At 41.1% G+C, this 15,209-nt stretch carries 13 protein-coding genes and 1 rRNA gene; 1 reads left to right on the top strand and 13 read right to left on the bottom strand.

What is annotated here, in order from left to right:
- Positions 1–4: 4 nt before the first annotated feature.
- The 5 genes from filE to filA form a co-directional block, all read right to left on the bottom strand.
- Positions 5–1,135, bottom strand: a complete 1,131-nt coding sequence (gene filE, locus AC13CK_RS02750) for a putative pilus assembly protein FilE (protein WP_482830931.1) — start codon at positions 1,133–1,135, stop codon at positions 5–7.
- A 7-nt stretch (positions 1,136–1,142) separates the two neighbouring features.
- Positions 1,143–2,807: a putative pilus system OmpP1/FadL family transporter FilD gene (filD, locus tag AC13CK_RS02745; protein ID WP_005107779.1), complete on the bottom strand. Its 1,665-nt coding sequence runs from the start codon at positions 2,805–2,807 to the stop codon at positions 1,143–1,145.
- Positions 2,808–2,819: 12 nt separating this feature from the next.
- Positions 2,820–4,025 (bottom strand): putative pilus system protein FilC, encoded by a 1,206-nt coding sequence (filC, locus tag AC13CK_RS02740; protein ID WP_425879979.1) that lies wholly within the window; start codon positions 4,023–4,025, stop codon positions 2,820–2,822.
- Positions 4,026–4,059: 34 nt separating this feature from the next.
- Positions 4,060–4,893, bottom strand: a complete 834-nt coding sequence (filB, locus tag AC13CK_RS02735) for a putative pilus system C39 family peptidase FilB (RefSeq protein ID WP_153567073.1) — start codon at positions 4,891–4,893, stop codon at positions 4,060–4,062.
- Positions 4,894–5,082: 189 nt separating this feature from the next.
- A complete protein-coding gene (gene filA, locus AC13CK_RS02730; RefSeq protein WP_425879978.1) occupies positions 5,083–6,135 on the bottom strand; it encodes a putative pilus system protein FilA in 1,053 nt (350 codons plus the stop codon).
- Positions 6,136–6,394: 259 nt separating this feature from the next.
- Here filA and AC13CK_RS02725 point away from each other — a divergent pair, with 259 nt between their 5' ends.
- A complete protein-coding gene (locus tag AC13CK_RS02725; protein WP_425879977.1) occupies positions 6,395–7,726 on the top strand; it encodes an anthranilate synthase component I family protein in 1,332 nt (443 codons plus the stop codon).
- 110 nt (positions 7,727–7,836) lie between these two features.
- Here AC13CK_RS02725 and hisC read toward each other — a convergent pair whose 3' ends face one another.
- The 8 genes from hisC to rrf form a co-directional block, all read right to left on the bottom strand.
- Positions 7,837–8,925: a histidinol-phosphate transaminase gene (hisC, locus tag AC13CK_RS02720; protein WP_425879976.1), complete on the bottom strand. Its 1,089-nt coding sequence runs from the start codon at positions 8,923–8,925 to the stop codon at positions 7,837–7,839.
- 148 nt (positions 8,926–9,073) lie between these two features.
- The gene (gene hisD, locus AC13CK_RS02715; RefSeq protein ID WP_425879975.1) at positions 9,074–10,378 is read right to left on the bottom strand and encodes a histidinol dehydrogenase; all 1,305 of its coding nucleotides are present in this window, start codon (positions 10,376–10,378) and stop codon (positions 9,074–9,076) included.
- 186 nt (positions 10,379–10,564) lie between these two features.
- On the bottom strand, positions 10,565–11,266 hold the full coding sequence (hisG, locus tag AC13CK_RS02710; RefSeq protein WP_004730740.1) for an ATP phosphoribosyltransferase: 702 nt from the start codon (positions 11,264–11,266) through the stop codon (positions 10,565–10,567).
- Positions 11,266–12,522 carry a UDP-N-acetylglucosamine 1-carboxyvinyltransferase gene (murA, locus tag AC13CK_RS02705; protein WP_004279150.1) on the bottom strand — a complete coding sequence of 419 codons (1,257 nt, stop codon included), beginning with the start codon at positions 12,520–12,522 and terminating at the stop codon, positions 11,266–11,268. The genes hisG and murA overlap by 1 nt, the downstream gene beginning before the upstream one ends.
- Positions 12,523–12,529: 7 nt before the next feature.
- Positions 12,530–12,781, bottom strand: coding sequence for a BolA family iron metabolism protein IbaG (gene ibaG / locus AC13CK_RS02700; protein WP_004730742.1), 252 nt, complete (start codon positions 12,779–12,781; stop codon positions 12,530–12,532).
- A 133-nt stretch (positions 12,782–12,914) separates the two neighbouring features.
- A complete protein-coding gene (gene hpf, locus AC13CK_RS02695) occupies positions 12,915–13,247 on the bottom strand; it encodes a ribosome hibernation-promoting factor, HPF/YfiA family (protein WP_004730744.1) in 333 nt (110 codons plus the stop codon).
- A 184-nt stretch (positions 13,248–13,431) separates the two neighbouring features.
- Entirely contained in the window at positions 13,432–14,883 is a 1,452-nt protein-coding gene (locus tag AC13CK_RS02690) for an RNA polymerase factor sigma-54 (protein WP_425879974.1), read from the bottom strand.
- Positions 14,884–15,080: 197 nt separating this feature from the next.
- Positions 15,081–15,195, bottom strand: a 5S ribosomal RNA gene (gene rrf / locus AC13CK_RS02685).
- Between the last annotated feature and the right edge of the window lie 14 nt (positions 15,196–15,209).

Raw genomic sequence — 15,209 nt, 5'->3', positions numbered from 1 at the left:
GTCCTTATCGAATGGCGACTAATTTTAGTTGTCCATGATTTGTCAGCATCTTGTCTTCAACATCTATCGCGGAGGCCAAAGGCGTCAATAATACATATTCAGTTTGTGCAGGAATCTGGAGAACCCCTTCGATACGCTCATATTGAATAATATTCGCCTGTTCTTCCTGATTTTTATAACCGCCCGCTCCTTCAAGCACACAGCCACGACTGTCTAAAAATACAACAAAAGGCCAATAATACGTTGGATTTTTCTGGCTAGAGGCATAAGAGTTGATCTGAATATTCTGGATATCGGATTGAAGCTTTACCACTTCAAAATCAAATTCGTCTGCTTTAAGAGGCGCACGAGGCCAGAGGTTAACTGCTTTTTTAAAACTGATTTCTTTCGCTTTTTTAATTTTCTTATCATTAAAACACTGCTTGCCTAAGCTCTTGATGGTCTCCGACTGTGAAATACGATAATAACTTTGAGCCAGTACCACAGGACCAGAATCTACTTCTGGCGTTTGAAACAAGGATTTTAATACGGATTGTCCCACCCCTTTTTCACGTTCAATTATCTGGATCCGGGTAGTTCCGATATTTTTATCTACTACTCCTTCGGGCATGCTATAGAAACGTTTTTTGCCTTCCAAATTAAATTCTTTATTTTCCAGATACTCACTATCCACATATTCAATGCCTTCAACCTGGCTAAATCCCGGTTTTTGTATGTTAGCAACAGAAGATCCTGTTCCAGCATCAGAAATTTGAGGAGCTTTAGATCCAGGTATTAATCGTGGTGTAGACTCAATCTGTGCTTGTGCAATATGCGGTTGTACTGGTTGTACTGGTTGTACTGGTTGTACAACCATATTATGGCCATGCTTAGATTTAACTTGTCCATTTTCTACGACGGGTACTTTTTCTAAGTTTTGCTTCACAGGTATGGACTGAACTATTGCAGCTTCTACTTTTTTCAACAATCGAGATTTGTCTTCAGTTTTTTTCTCTACATTATTACGTGGTACGACTAATGGTCGGCCATCTGGACCAATAATCGTAATAAATTCTTTAGCGCTTGTATAAAAAGACAAGGGTACCAGACTTAATGCCAGTACCGTTGTCAATCCCACTTTCCCTGTCTTGATCATTTCTTCCTTACCAACGAGTGCGATAGTTCAAACCTAAAATGGTAATTTTGGTATCTGTTTTTACGTTTAAACCTGCATATGGGTTTAATAACAGGTTATTTACCCCAGTCTGGTTGGCTAAACTACTGGTATTTGCTGGAATCTGATCTTTGCTGCGCAAAAAACCAATCGATAGATCCAGATCAGTATCTGCATCAAAGCGGTAACCCACACCTAAACCAAATAACTGCGCACCATTGATCGGTACCATGGTATTACGCTTATTTTTCGGAATAGCACTAGTCCGTGGCTCATAACCTGCTCGAAGCTTCAAGCGGTCTGTAGCGGAATACTCCATCCCGATACCGAAGTTCCACGGCGATTCAAATCCCATCGGTAAAGCCAGGGTTGAGTCAGTAACATTAGCAGATAAAATTTTGGCAATTTTTAGGGCTGAAATAGTACGATCAAATTCGAATTTAAATTCGTCCCAGACCTTGTAATCTGTCCAGCCAATATCAAAATTTACTTGCAAATCTGGCATCACTTTATATTTGATACCTGCCTGAAAATGCGCCGGATATTCAAAATCCTGCGACACCAGACCAGATTCACTCGATGGTATATAAGTAGGAAATCCAAGAATTGCAGCCAGAATCTGGCCGGTCGGTGAGGTCATTAAACCTTTAATCATTTCCTGAGGAGCTTTGGCATTATCAATATGATATTTACCTTTTAAGCGCATTTTTGCAGCACTTTGGTACACCATACCAAAACTAAAATCTTCGCGTGGTTCCCACAATATTCCCAGGTTATAGCTTGGGCTTAAGTTTTGCTCAAGCTCCAGTTGCATTTGACCAAACTTGCCAAATGGGTTCATCCCCTCATCAGCATTACAGATCCCGAGCAAAAGAATATCTGTAATAATGTCGGAATTTTCTTTAAACGGCGTACACACGACTTCGTCGATCATACGCAACATCCCGATCAACTCATTCGGGAAACGCAAGTCCGTTTTCATCCCGATGGCTTGATAAGACATCCCGATAGAAGCACCAATCGACAGTTGGTCATTGACCTCATAACCGATGGATGGAGACAGATAGGTAATCCGCTCTAAAGCAACCTGTTGTCCCATAAAGTTTGCCGGATTACCATCCTCATGACCAAAACCTGCCATGAGAGGAGCATAAACAGCAGTCGCATAAGTGGCTTTAGAACCAGGTGGGTTATATGCGATCCCCATAGTCGGTGCAGTCAAAGGAAGACCTTCGCCTAAATCCACCATTTTTTTCAGAAAAGGGACATAAAGGCTGACATATTCCACATCGCCTTTGACCGGACCTTTAAAATCTGTACACAAATCAGATGAAACTTCAGGACCGTCATTACAGACAATAGGATCATCAGAATAGCCAAATACGTTATATCCGGCGGGTACTGAAAACTCACGCTGGATATCAAAATTAGCCACAATGATTTGCTGTTCGGTTTGCAGCCCATCAATTTTAGTCAGTGCAGCCGGGTTAAAGTGGATGGCATTGACCCCTGGAGGATCTGCAGTGACAGCATTCCCCATGGATAGTGCACGTAAATCAACTGAAAGGTTGGTTCCCAATTGTGCAAAGGTATAACTTGAACAGCCCGCAAGAATAATTCCTGTTAATAACGGGCTAAGTCGAATGTTTTTCATACGACACCCCTATTAACTGATTTTTTTACCAAAACCTAAAATATCAAGTGGGAATGATAATCCCAACGAAACATCCGGTGCATCTTCGGTCAGCCCTAAGCCAACGGTACCATTAACAATTGTTTCTGGAGAGACTCGCACACCTAAGGAAATTGCAAAGGTAGAACTGGTCTGATCTGCAGCAGAATAACTTTCACCAGTGTTATAGTTAAATTCCGCACCAGTATTAAAGCTTTGCTGATAGGACATGGTCATCGAAACATCATAGTTAAATGAATATGCGAAACCAAAGGCAAAGCCTCCACTAACACCAGGTTCAAACTCCTCAATAATCCGGCTACCTCGACGCTGATTCAGGCCCGATTCTTTAAAACCATAGTTCGCAGAAACTGATGCAAACAATACGACTGGGTCAATGTATTTACGCGTACTAGCACCTACTCCAGCAGAATAATAGCCCTTTCCTGCTGCCAGATCTGTCGCGGCATTAATTTCATAAGGGCTGTCACCAGTTTTAGTTGATAAATTACCAAATAAAATCAGAGGCAGACGACCCGCTTTTAGGGGAAAGGGTTCCCAGCGAGCGCCCAAACTAATATCACCTAAACCCGCAGTAGAGGTATCTTTCAACAAGTCAGTTTTGGCCACTAAAGGTAGGGATGCAGTCAAGGTCAGGTTATCTTTCACGCCATATTGGAAAGTGAAAGTATTAGTCATACTATGTGTTGCATTTTCTTGAACACGTAGTTGATACAATTGGCCCTGAGCCATTTCTATATCGAGTTGAGTGTCTCGATAATAGGTATAATCAATATCGTAATATGATGAAATTTCACCTTGTTTTATCAGAGAGTATTGGCGTTCATTTGACGTAAATACTTCTTCCAGATTAGCTGCCTGAGTAGCATCTCCTTCTTGTTGCTGTAAAGCTTGAGATGCATCTACTACTTGGCCAGCCTGAGTCTCTACAGGTGCTGCTGTTTCAACGACAGCCTCTTCAACTGCTTCATATTCACCTAGTTCTGACTCTTCTGCAGCCTGCGTTTCGACTTGTCCAGTTTGAGCCGGTACAGATGCAGCAGTTTCAACAACAACTTCTTCATCAACCGTTTCGTATTCACCTAGTGCTGGTTCTTCTGCAGCAAATGCAACGCCCATTACCATTTGAATGCTCAGTGCCAAGAACGTCTTGTTCATCCATTTACTGTTCATATCCATTTCACCATTTTAATTTTTATTACTGTTTTTCGTTTTATTTATTCTTGTAATACAGTCTCAGGAAGTTATGTTGATATTCCCCAAATTGTTCTGACTCTGTATTACGATTACGGTCCATACGGATCGTAGAAGCTTTATCAGCAATTTTGTCCATATAAAATTGTGGATACTGCATGTCAACCAAGGCATAGCGATTGATCGTAGCATCTTCTACATGGCGCATATCTGATTCTTTTAATGCTAGAAAATTTTTGCGATATTGTTCAGGTACATTAATCAGGAACAAAGTGTTATTTTCCCAAATATCCTGAAAACGCCGTTCCTCAAAACTGATATTACCAAGTGCAGGATCTGCAACATAAACCCGGCCATTTTTATAAGCTTTATACACTACAAAATGCTTAAATCCTGCATAGGAAATCGGAACAATGGCGGGCTGATCTTGATTGACTAAATCTTTGAACTCTCCTCGATAGCCTCCACTTTCCAACCCTAAGGCTGAAACAAAGCGCTTCATATCAAGCAGAGAAAAACTACGGCGTTCAACAATTTTATCCGTTTCACCGAATTTCATTAGCCCACTCATGACTTGCTGCTCATCCAGCTGCGTACCGACATAACCATTAAGGAGGGTCGTAAGTGCTGCTGAACCACAACTATAATCATAAGCTTGACGTACAATGCCCTGAAACTGATCCAGAAGGGCTGGTTTTACTTCCACAGCTTCACGGTGCATACGCACAAAAGAGTCATTTCTTGAATCAAGAACTTCAGTATAGTGAACAGCACCGTTCGGCTGTTTTTTGATATCCAGAGCTTCTTTGGCAGCGTAATACATCAATGCCGAGCCCAACGCGATCTCTAACATAATTATTAACTTTTCTTATAATGGGCATGATGTGCCTATTTTTTCTTTTTATAGAGCATTAACTCTACTTCCCTGTAACTAGAAAGATACCTGTTTTTTCAAAAAAATACAGTATTTTTTTTATTTTTTAGATAAGTGATATAGTCATAAAAAAGCGCGTGTAAACACGCGCTTTTATTAGAAGAAAGATTAGTGACCAGAAATAGTAATAATTGCGCCTTTAGTATAAGCACCTTGTGAAGGAGAATAGAAAGTTTGTAAACCTTGGACTTCCATATCACCAATTGATGATCTTGCTTCACGGTTACCTAAATGAATACCTTTAATGTATTGGTCTTTCGCCCCAGTATCATTACTTACAATACGAACATGTGCTGCCTTACCTAATTGAGTGCCGGTAGTACCAACATAAGCATCGTTAAATACAGAAATATTCTGGCTAATGGTTAAATCATTAGACGATGCATCTGCAATTTTGATACTTTCAACAAAAATCTCACCGGCTTCACGTGTAGTCACTGGAGTCGTGCCTACAAGCCCCACTACTTTATTTTTAGTGGAATTATCTAAAATACCTAGGTTCTTAATTTCTAAACCACCTTGCATTACACTATTCATCTTGATCATAGCGCCTTGTGGAGCAGCACCCAGTTGAATATTGGCATTTATCACACCAGTTTTAACGTCAAAACCACTAATGATGTCGTTTACAACACCGGCACCACCTCGACGAATCGAATCCGGATCATCTGCACCAGATGCAGTTACACCAATTCGGCCAACTTTGATATCTAGACCCGATACTTGTGCAGCAACATTAATGAAAGGATTACCAGCCCCAGCATCTGAATCAATTACCAAGTCAGCAAGGTTACGGGATGCAAGTAAATAGGCACCATTATTGTCATAATTGGCACCGATTACTACACCATGCGTTGCAGTAGTAGGATCAGCAAGAGCAGCAGCATCAGGTGCTGTATCAGTCTTACCACGGATTACGATCGCACCTGCTGTAGAAGTACCTCCGAAACCCGCCTCATTTGCAACACCTTTAGGTGCCAAACCGTCGTTATCATGGATAAATAATTTTTCAATAGCAATTTTCGAGATGCCGATACCAATTGTCAAACCGTCTTGACCCGTTGTTTCGCTTAGAGATGCATCATCCATTGCTTGCATCGCCATCGCATTGGCACTAAATGCAACTGAAGTCGCTAAAACTAATTTTGTAAATTTTTTCATTGTTTACTCTCCCAAGAGTACTATTTTTTTTGGTTGTGAATTACTCAGTGTTTAGGCTGTATTTTTTATTTTCTGACAGCTTAAGCATCTTTCCTTGAGTAATTTGCTAGCCCACTTAAATTAGCGTCGAGTCAAATTTTGATCAACTGTTGTTGGTCGCAATCTGTCGCTTACCGATAAACGGTATTTCATGATTTAAAAATATTTTCCTGGCTTCTTGATATAAAATAGTAAGTCATATCGAACTCTCCATAACTGAATGACCGAAGCTCTCTATCATCGTCCCTTAAAGTTTGAATCACGTCTGGTTACAGATCTATTATCCGCATTGAAGACATTGAATCATCTAGTGTATTTAAATAATAATGGTCGGCCTTTTATTGCCTGCTGCGCTCAAGAATATTTTGTTGCGCAGACATCACAAATTCAGTCTTTTAAAAGAATAGGGATTGAACAGTATCAACCCAGCCCATCTGAATTTAATTTAGTGATTAATGCATTAAAAACTCCTCAAGAGAATGGCTTTCATGGAGGCTATGTTGGCTTTATCGGCTACGATTATGCGGCTCAACAATATATTCAGTATCCAGACCGTCCTCAACCTGGTTTATTTATTGGTCAATTTCCTTCCTACATTAAACCAATCTCTGATGGCTGGATGTTCTATAGTGATGATCCACAGGCAGAACAAATTTTCAATCATATTCAGAACTTACTTAATCAAGATAAAATTCACTCGACATTTCATTTAAAAAATCCTTGTATCTCACGCTGGACTAAATCTGTTTATACTCAGGCTTTTCAGAAAATTCAGGACTATATTGTTGCAGGTGACTGCTATCAGATTAATCTGACCCAAGAGTTTAAAGGTCGTGCCCAAGGCTCCCTCTTAGCGACTGCCCAAGCATTCTGGACATTAACCGAAGCGCCCTACGCGGGTTATTTACGTATTGGTGATTTTGAATTACTCAGCTGCTCACCCGAGTTATTTATTGACTTCGAAAAAAATCGAAAAATTATCACCAAACCAATTAAAGGCACCATGCCACGCTATAGCGATCCTGTGCTAGATGAACAATCTAAACAAACCTTAAAAGCATCGGAAAAAGATCAAGCAGAAAATGTCATGATTGTGGATTTATTACGTAATGATTTAAGTGTTTATGCAGAAACAGGCTCGGTTAAAACCCCCAAATTATTTAATATCGAAAGTTTTAATCAAGTGCATCATATGGTGAGCGAAGTAGAAGCGACCTTAAAAGCAGATGTGAATCCTTTCGAGGTATTAATGTCAGCCCTACCAGGTGGCTCAATTACGGGCGCACCTAAAATCCGGGCCATGCAGATTATTGCTGAACTGGAAGGTGTAGCACGTGGTGCTTATTGCGGTTCAATGGGTTATTTTAATTTTGATGGTACCGGTTCCTGGAACATTCTGATTCGTTCCATCCAGAAATATCAAGAAGATGTTTCTTTATGGGCCGGTGGTGGCATTACCATTTCTTCGGATTGTAATGCGGAATATCAGGAATGTTTTGATAAAGTTTCAGCGATGCTGGATCTGTTAAATACCTGGTATCAGCCTGAATAAATAAAAAAGCGAATCATTTGATTCGCTTTTTTCTACAAATCCACCCTAACCTTCCTTTACTCAAAGAGGGAACTCCTCCCTTTTCAAAGAGAAGCTAGGAGGGATTTTAATCACACCAAAATCTCATTTTTTAGCGTATCGACTAAACGCTGATTTTGCTCATCTGTACCAATGGTAATTCTTAAGAACTGGTTAATACGTGGCTTGTTAAAATAACGCACGATAATGCCACGTTCACGCAACTCACTTGCAAGTTCGCCTGCATCCTTAGATGGCAATGAGGCAAAAATAAAGTTGGCACTCGATGGTAAAATTTTAAAACCAAGCTCATTTAGTTGAAACACCAACTTTTCACGGCTGGCAATAACTTTCTGATTCTGTGCTTCAAAGTAGGCCTGATCTTCAAATGAAGCGACCGCTGCAGCAATCGCAAAACGGTCCATCGGATAGGAGTTAAAGCTGTTTTTGACTGCTTCAAGTGCTGCAATCAAATGTGGCTGAGCAATCGCAAAACCCACTCGCAGACCAGCAAGAGAACGTGACTTCGATGTGGTTTGACATACCACTAAATTTTCATATTTCTCAACCAGCTTGACTGCTGATTCTGCACCAAAATCCACATATGCTTCATCAAGCATCACCACTGAATCCGGATTGGCTTGTAGGATTTCCTCAATGGCTGCCAAGCCCAGTTCAATACTGGTCGGCGCATTAGGATTAGTAATAATAATGCCGCCATTAGCTTGTTTATAGTCATCCACCACAATTTCAAAGTCATCATTCAATGGCAAGATTTTGGTTCTGATGCCAAAAAACTGACTATAAACCGGATAGAAACTATAGGTAATATCTGGATAAAGTACAGGCTGTTCTTGAACAAAAAATGCTTTAAAGATATGTGCCAAGACTTCATCTGAGCCATTGCCGACAAAGACAGTGTCTACAGGTACATTTTGTTGTTTAGCGATCGCCTGTTTCAACTCTGATGCATCAGGGTCTGGATACAAACGCAAAACATCTGCCGAATTCGCAAGTACCTTTTGAACCGCTTCTACCACTTTGGGTGAAGGTGGATACGGATTTTCATTGGTATTAAGTTTTAAAATATTCTGGATTTTTGGTTGTTCGCCTGGAGTATACGGTTTTAATTCACGTACTTCAGGACTCCAAAAACGCATTTGTTCTGTTGTGATATTCATTTTGTATTCTCTTTAAACCCTCTCCTAACCTCTCCCTGAGCCATATATGGCGCAAGAGAGGAATTTTCATTACTAAAGACACAAGATTTTTGTGGTTTAAATTCTCCTCTCCTTTTAGGAGAGGGTCAGGGAGAGGTTGTAATGCTATTTATGATTGATAACGATAACGTGCTGACTGTGCATGTGCATCCAAGTTTTCCTGTTGCGCCAAGATATCCGCAGTTTTTGCTAAAGTTTTTACACCTTCTTGTGAGCACATAATCAGGCTTGAGCGCTTCTGGAAATCATAGACACCAAGTGGCGATGAAAAACGCGCAGTACCTGAAGTCGGCAAGACGTGGTTTGGACCAGCACAGTAATCACCAATGGCTTCAGGCGTATAACGACCCATAAAGATCGCACCTGCATGACGAATGCTGTCAGACATTGCTTCTGCATCATCTAAACATAACATCAAATGCTCAGGTGCCACCTGATTAATCAAATCTGATGCTTCTTGACGGTCTTTTACGAGTACCAAAGCACCACGATTGGCAATCGAAGTACGGGCAATTTCTGCCTTTGGCAATATTGCCAGGTGCATTTCAATCGCCTGTTCAACCTCATTCAGCAACTGTTCATCTGGTGTGATGAAAATGGCTTGTGCCACAGTGTCATGTTCAGCTTGCGAAAGTAAATCCATCGCCAACCATTCAGCATTATTTTGGCCTTCGGCATACACCAGAATTTCAGAAGGTCCTGCAATCATGTCGATACCGACCTGACCAAACACCGCACGTTTTGCCGCAGCAACAAAACGGTTGCCTGGGCCGGTAATTTTATCGACCGGTGGGACAGTTTCTGTACCGTAAGCCAATGCCGCAACCGCTTGTGCGCCACCAATCGTGAAGACACGTGTCACACCTGCCAGATAGGCAGCCGCCAGTACCAATGGATTTAAATCACCATTCGGTGCAGGTACCACCATAATAATTTCAGGAACTCCCGCTACATGAGCAGGCACAGCATTCATCAATACTGAAGATGGATAAGAAGCCAGACCACCCGGCACATAAATCCCAACACGATCCAGTGGAGTGACTTTCTGACCAAGCGTATTTCCTAAAGCATCGACATAGGTCCAGCCGTCCTGTTTTTGTACCTGGTGAAACTCGCGCACGCGTGCTGCAGCAAGCTCTAAAGCTTCGCGCACTTCAGTCGTCAAACCCTCGAAGGCAGCTTGCAGTTGCTCTTGGCTTAACTCTAAATCTGAAAATTGATGCGCCGGATGTCGATCGAACTGTTGAGTGAGTTTAAGAACTTGAGCATCACCATGCTGACGAACATCAGCAATAATTTGATCTACAGTTTTTAAAAGTTCAGGATCATTAACAGTTTCAAAAGCCAACAAGTCAGCAAATGCTTGCTTGAAGTTTTGATCTTGGGTCGATAAACGTCGCATCAATTTACCCATCAGGTTTGAATTCGAAGGCTTTAGTTTACCTGTTTTCCAGACTTTTGTCGGCAGCTATAGTGCTCTAGCCCTATGAGTTTTATTGGAAATAACTTTTGGTAAAATTGATGAAAGAATTTACATCGTATTTATGTTCAATCGAATAAAAAAACCGCCCTAAGAGGACGGTATTTTTATGCAACAAATTTAAGCTTGTTTGGCCTTTTCACGTTCTTCCACAGCTTTTTCAAGCTGTGCCAGAATCGGATTTAACAACGCTTGCTTACGCTTAAAGCTGGCTTTATTCACGATTAAACGCGAAGACACTTTGCAGATTTCTTCAAGTGGCTCTAAACCATTGGCACGCAAGGTATTGCCTGTATCTACGACATCGACGATGTAATCGCCCAGACCAACTAATGGTGCAAGTTCCATGGAGCCATACAGCTTGATCACATCCACTTGCTCACCCAGGCTGGCATAGTATTGACGGGTCAAATTCACGTACTTGGTCGCAATTTTTAAGCGACCTTTAGGACGTAGCATCCCCACCTTACCGGCGGTCATCAATTTACATACCGCAATTTTCAGGTCCAATGGTTCATAGACGTTTTGCGCGCCATGTTCCATCAATACATCTTTACCGGCCACGCCAATATCGGCTGCACCATTTTCAACATAAGTCGGTACATCTGAAGCACGTAAAATTAGAATACGAACCTGTTTATGCGTGGTCGGGAAAATCAATTTACGAGATTTATCAGGATCTTCTAAAAGATTAATCCCTGCTGTTTCTAGCAAAGGTAAAGTCTCTTTTAAGATACGCCCCTTACTTAATGCCAAAGTTAAACCATGATCAAAATTGCCCATTACGTCAAAGTTTGGATCATCGTTTCTCATATCGCTCATTAATTTACTCGCTTAATTTGGGCACCTAAACTTTGTAACTTTGCTTCTACATCTTCATAACCGCGGTCAATATGATAAATGCGGTCAATCAGCGTTTCACCTTCAGCGGCAAGTGCTGCCAGCACCAAAGAGAACGAAGCACGTAAATCTGTTGCCATTACGGGTGCGGCAGAAAGTTTTTCTACACCCGTTACCACAGCATCATTACCTTCTACCTGAATATTGGCACCCATACGTGCCAATTCAGGAACATGCATGAAACGGTTTTCAAAAATCGTTTCAGAAATTGTCGCAAAGCCTTGAGCAATGGCATTCACAGCCATAATCTGGGCTTGCATATCGGTTGGAAATTCTGGATGTGGTAAGGTTTGGAAGCTGACAGCTTTCGGACGTTTACCCAGCATATCCAGTTCAATCCAGTCGTCACCACGGGTCACTTCTGCGCCCATTTCTTCAAACTTGTCCAGCACCGCTTCCATCAGGGACGGATCAGTATGCGTGGTTTTGATACGACCGCCAGTGATCGCTGCTGCTGCCAGATATGAACCGGTTTCAATCCGGTCAGCAACAACCGCATATTCACAGCCATGCAGACGTTCGACACCGGTCACAATTAAAGTATCGGTATCTAGACCTTCAATCTTGGCACCCATCTTGATCAGCATTTGCGCAAGATCAGTGATCTCAGGTTCACGTGCTGCATTGCGAATCGTGGTCACACCATCGGCCAACACGGCAGCCATCAGAATATTTTCTGTCCCACCCACAGTCACCATATCAAAGACAACTTCGCCACCTTTCAGGCGACCATCGACTTTGGCATGTACATAACCGGCTTCGACTTCAATCTCGGCGCCTAAAGCTTCTAAAGCTTTCAAATGCTGATCGACAGGACGGGAACCAATCGCACAACCGCCTGGTAAAGACACTTTTGCACTGCCATAGCGCGCCAATAATGGACCAAGCACCAAAATAGAAGCACGCATAGTTTTTACGAGCTCATACGGTGCGAACTGGTTATCTAATGTAGAAGTATCAGCAACAACCGTATCGCCTTCATAAGTCATGGTGATCCCAAGACCAGCAATCAGCTTCACCAACGTATTGACATCTTTTAGATTAGGAACATTTCTGAGCGTAATCGGGGTATCAGCAAGAATCATTGCTGCCAATAATGGAAGTGCTGCATTCTTTGCACCAGAAATGCGCACTTCACCTTCGAGCTTGATACCGCCCTGAATTAAAAATTTATCCATTAAATGATTAAGCTCCAAATAAGCTTGCTTTGCGCCATTCTTCTTTTGTCATCGCGCGAATTGTTACTGCGTGAACTGCACCACTGGCAATATGGGCATTGAGAGGAGCATAAACAGCTTGTTGGCGTGCAACTGGACGCTTACCTTCAAATTGATCATCCACAATACGGAGATCAAATTTTCCGCCCTGACCACTCACAGCAACATCCGCCTCCGGAAAAGCGGCTTCTAAAATTTCAGCGAGCTGTTCATTATTCATCACAAGACCTCTTATAGGACTAAGGGTGTAAAACGAGCCATTTTACTATAAATAGCAAAAATAATTCATGGATCCATACATTATATATATAAAAAAAAGAGGCTTTTAAAACCTCTTTTTCATCATTTATCCTTTATAGGGCTAAAGGATGCTGCTGTAAATGCATTTCCCGGTATCGATCAATCTGCCGTTTCAATTTTTCGGTCAATATTTTAATTGAAGTATACATATCATCTGCGGTGGCGTGAGCAAAAAATTCAATGCCCGGTAATCGGATAATAGCCTCTGCGATATGATTACTACTGCCCTTTCTAGAGCGTTTATCAATTTGATGATCTTTCGAGAGTTTCACTTGCATACTATTCACCTGATCTAGGTGCTTCGTCATCTGTGAAAACTTGGTTTTTATACTTTCTTCAATAGCTGGCGTAATCGATAAATGATGTCCACGAATTGTTATTTGCATAGTTCTATCCCTCACCTTCGTTAGGATTAGAAGAGTCTCAATATAAAATAATTTAAATACAGTAACTTATAAATAAAATATCCGTATTTTAAGTCCTGAATCAAATCAATCTTACTGATCCTCAAAAGAAAAAAGATTCATTATGTTGTCATAATGAATCTCTAGAATAGCCAGATTTCAAATTTTAGATCAAGACTTTTCGCTCAGAAGATGAAGGAATATGTAACGATTCACGATATTTCGCCACCGTACGTCGTGCCACATCAATGCCTTCATCTTTTAACATATTGGCAATTGCATTATCAGACAGAGGCTTACGGGCATTTTCTTCGGAAATCAGTTTTTTGATTTTGGCACGAATAGCAGTAGAAGATGCTTCACCACCTGAAGTAGTCCCGACATGACTCGAGAAGAAATATTTCAACTCGAACAATCCACGTGGGGTCAGCATATATTTATTGGTGGTTACACGAGAAACTGTAGATTCATGCAATTCGACTTCTTCGGCAATATCTCTTAAAACCAGAGGTTTCATGCCTTCCGCCCCAATTTCCAAGAACATCTTTTGATGTTCTACAATACAAGTCGCGACTTTCAATAATGTTTTATGCCGTTCATCGATACTTTTGATAAAGTTCTTCGCTTCCAGCATCTGATTACGCAGGTACTGATTATCATCGCTATGATCTGCACGACGAATCATTTTGGCATAAAAAGAATTGACGCGTAACTTTGGCAGTACATCCGAGTTTAAATTGACTTGCCAGCAGTTATTCTTTTTCATCACCACAACATCTGGCACCTGATAATCCGATTCCTTGTTTTCAAATTCCAGACCTGGATGCGGTTTTAAGGTTTTTAGCAAATCTACAGCACAGCGCAACTGTTCTGGATTTAAGCCAGTCTGTTTGATCAGCTTAGGAAGCTCATTGGTAATCAACAATTCATAATGTTGCAGAAGTTTGATCGCATCATTTCGGCAAGGGGTTGACGCAGGTAAATTATCAAGTTGAACCAATAGGCATTCTGCCAAGCTTCTAGAACCTACACCCACCGGATCCAAACGTTGAATATGCTTTAATACAACGGCAACCTCATCATCTTCAATTTCTTCTTCAGACCCCATAGAAGAGAGTAAATGTTGTACCGATGCAGTAATTTCACTCAACTCTGCATCTAAAAAACCTTTGTCGTCTAAAGAATCCACGATGCAATAAGCGATTAATTTATCAACCTGTGAAAAATTCAACAGATTAATTTGTTCTAGCATATATTCTTGCAGGCTCTGATGTCCTTGACGATTATCTTCACGCTCTTCGAACTCGGCTGCCCCCAGACTTGTAGGTTGATGGGTATAAACATCATCCCAATCGGTATCTACAGGTAAGTCATCAGGCAGATGATCGGCATTAAGTTCATTGGTTAGATCGTGATTTTCATTATTTGATTCAATTGTCGATAAGCTTTCAAGGGTAATTTGCTCTTCAACTTTTTCTAATAGAGGATTACTATCAAGTTGCAACTGAACTTCTTGTTCCAATTCCAGACTTGAAAGTTGTAATAGCCGAATTGCTTGCTGTAATTGTGGAGTTAATGACAGCGAGTTCGCAATTTTTATGCCCACTGATAATCTCATTGTTACCCCCTTAATAGAAAATCCCGTTTTATAAGCAATTTTTATGCCGTTTTATTTTTTATAACACAGATTTACTAAAAAACATACAAATTGGATTTTAAATTTCTAGTCTTTCGCGACTAATAATTGTTGAAATACTTAAATTTGCGCATAAAAAAATCCCCCTCTGCCTTGGCGGAGGGGGATTTCGAATAATGAGCTGGCGATGACTTACTCTCACATGGGTAACCCCACACTACCATCAGCGCTAAGAGGTTTCACTTCTGAGTTCGGGAAGGGATCAGGTGGTTCACTCTTGCTATGGTCGCCAGCACAACTGTTTATGA

It is taken from the genome of Acinetobacter sp. L-24 (assembly GCF_056857555.1).
Note: the sequence above shows the minus strand (reverse complement) of the source record. Positions and strands in the feature narration are given on the sequence as shown.

Coding starts and splice junctions, on each gene's coding strand:
- filE (WP_482830931.1), bottom strand. CDS start 1,135: ATGATCAAGACAGGGAAAGTGGGATTGACAACGGTACTGGCATTAAGT.
- filD (WP_005107779.1), bottom strand. CDS start 2,807: ATGAAAAACATTCGACTTAGCCCGTTATTAACAGGAATTATTCTTGCG.
- filC (WP_425879979.1), bottom strand. CDS start 4,025: ATGGATATGAACAGTAAATGGATGAACAAGACGTTCTTGGCACTGAGC.
- filB (WP_153567073.1), bottom strand. CDS start 4,893: ATGTTAGAGATCGCGTTGGGCTCGGCATTGATGTATTACGCTGCCAAA.
- filA (WP_425879978.1), bottom strand. CDS start 6,135: ATGAAAAAATTTACAAAATTAGTTTTAGCGACTTCAGTTGCATTTAGT.
- AC13CK_RS02725 (WP_425879977.1), top strand. CDS start 6,395: ATGACCGAAGCTCTCTATCATCGTCCCTTAAAGTTTGAATCACGTCTG.
- hisC (WP_425879976.1), bottom strand. CDS start 8,925: ATGAATATCACAACAGAACAAATGCGTTTTTGGAGTCCTGAAGTACGT.
- hisD (WP_425879975.1), bottom strand. CDS start 10,378: ATGGGTAAATTGATGCGACGTTTATCGACCCAAGATCAAAACTTCAAG.
- hisG (WP_004730740.1), bottom strand. CDS start 11,266: ATGAGCGATATGAGAAACGATGATCCAAACTTTGACGTAATGGGCAAT.
- murA (WP_004279150.1), bottom strand. CDS start 12,522: ATGGATAAATTTTTAATTCAGGGCGGTATCAAGCTCGAAGGTGAAGTG.
- ibaG (WP_004730742.1), bottom strand. CDS start 12,781: ATGAATAATGAACAGCTCGCTGAAATTTTAGAAGCCGCTTTTCCGGAG.
- hpf (WP_004730744.1), bottom strand. CDS start 13,247: ATGCAAATAACAATTCGTGGACATCATTTATCGATTACGCCAGCTATT.
- AC13CK_RS02690 (WP_425879974.1), bottom strand. CDS start 14,883: ATGAGATTATCAGTGGGCATAAAAATTGCGAACTCGCTGTCATTAACT.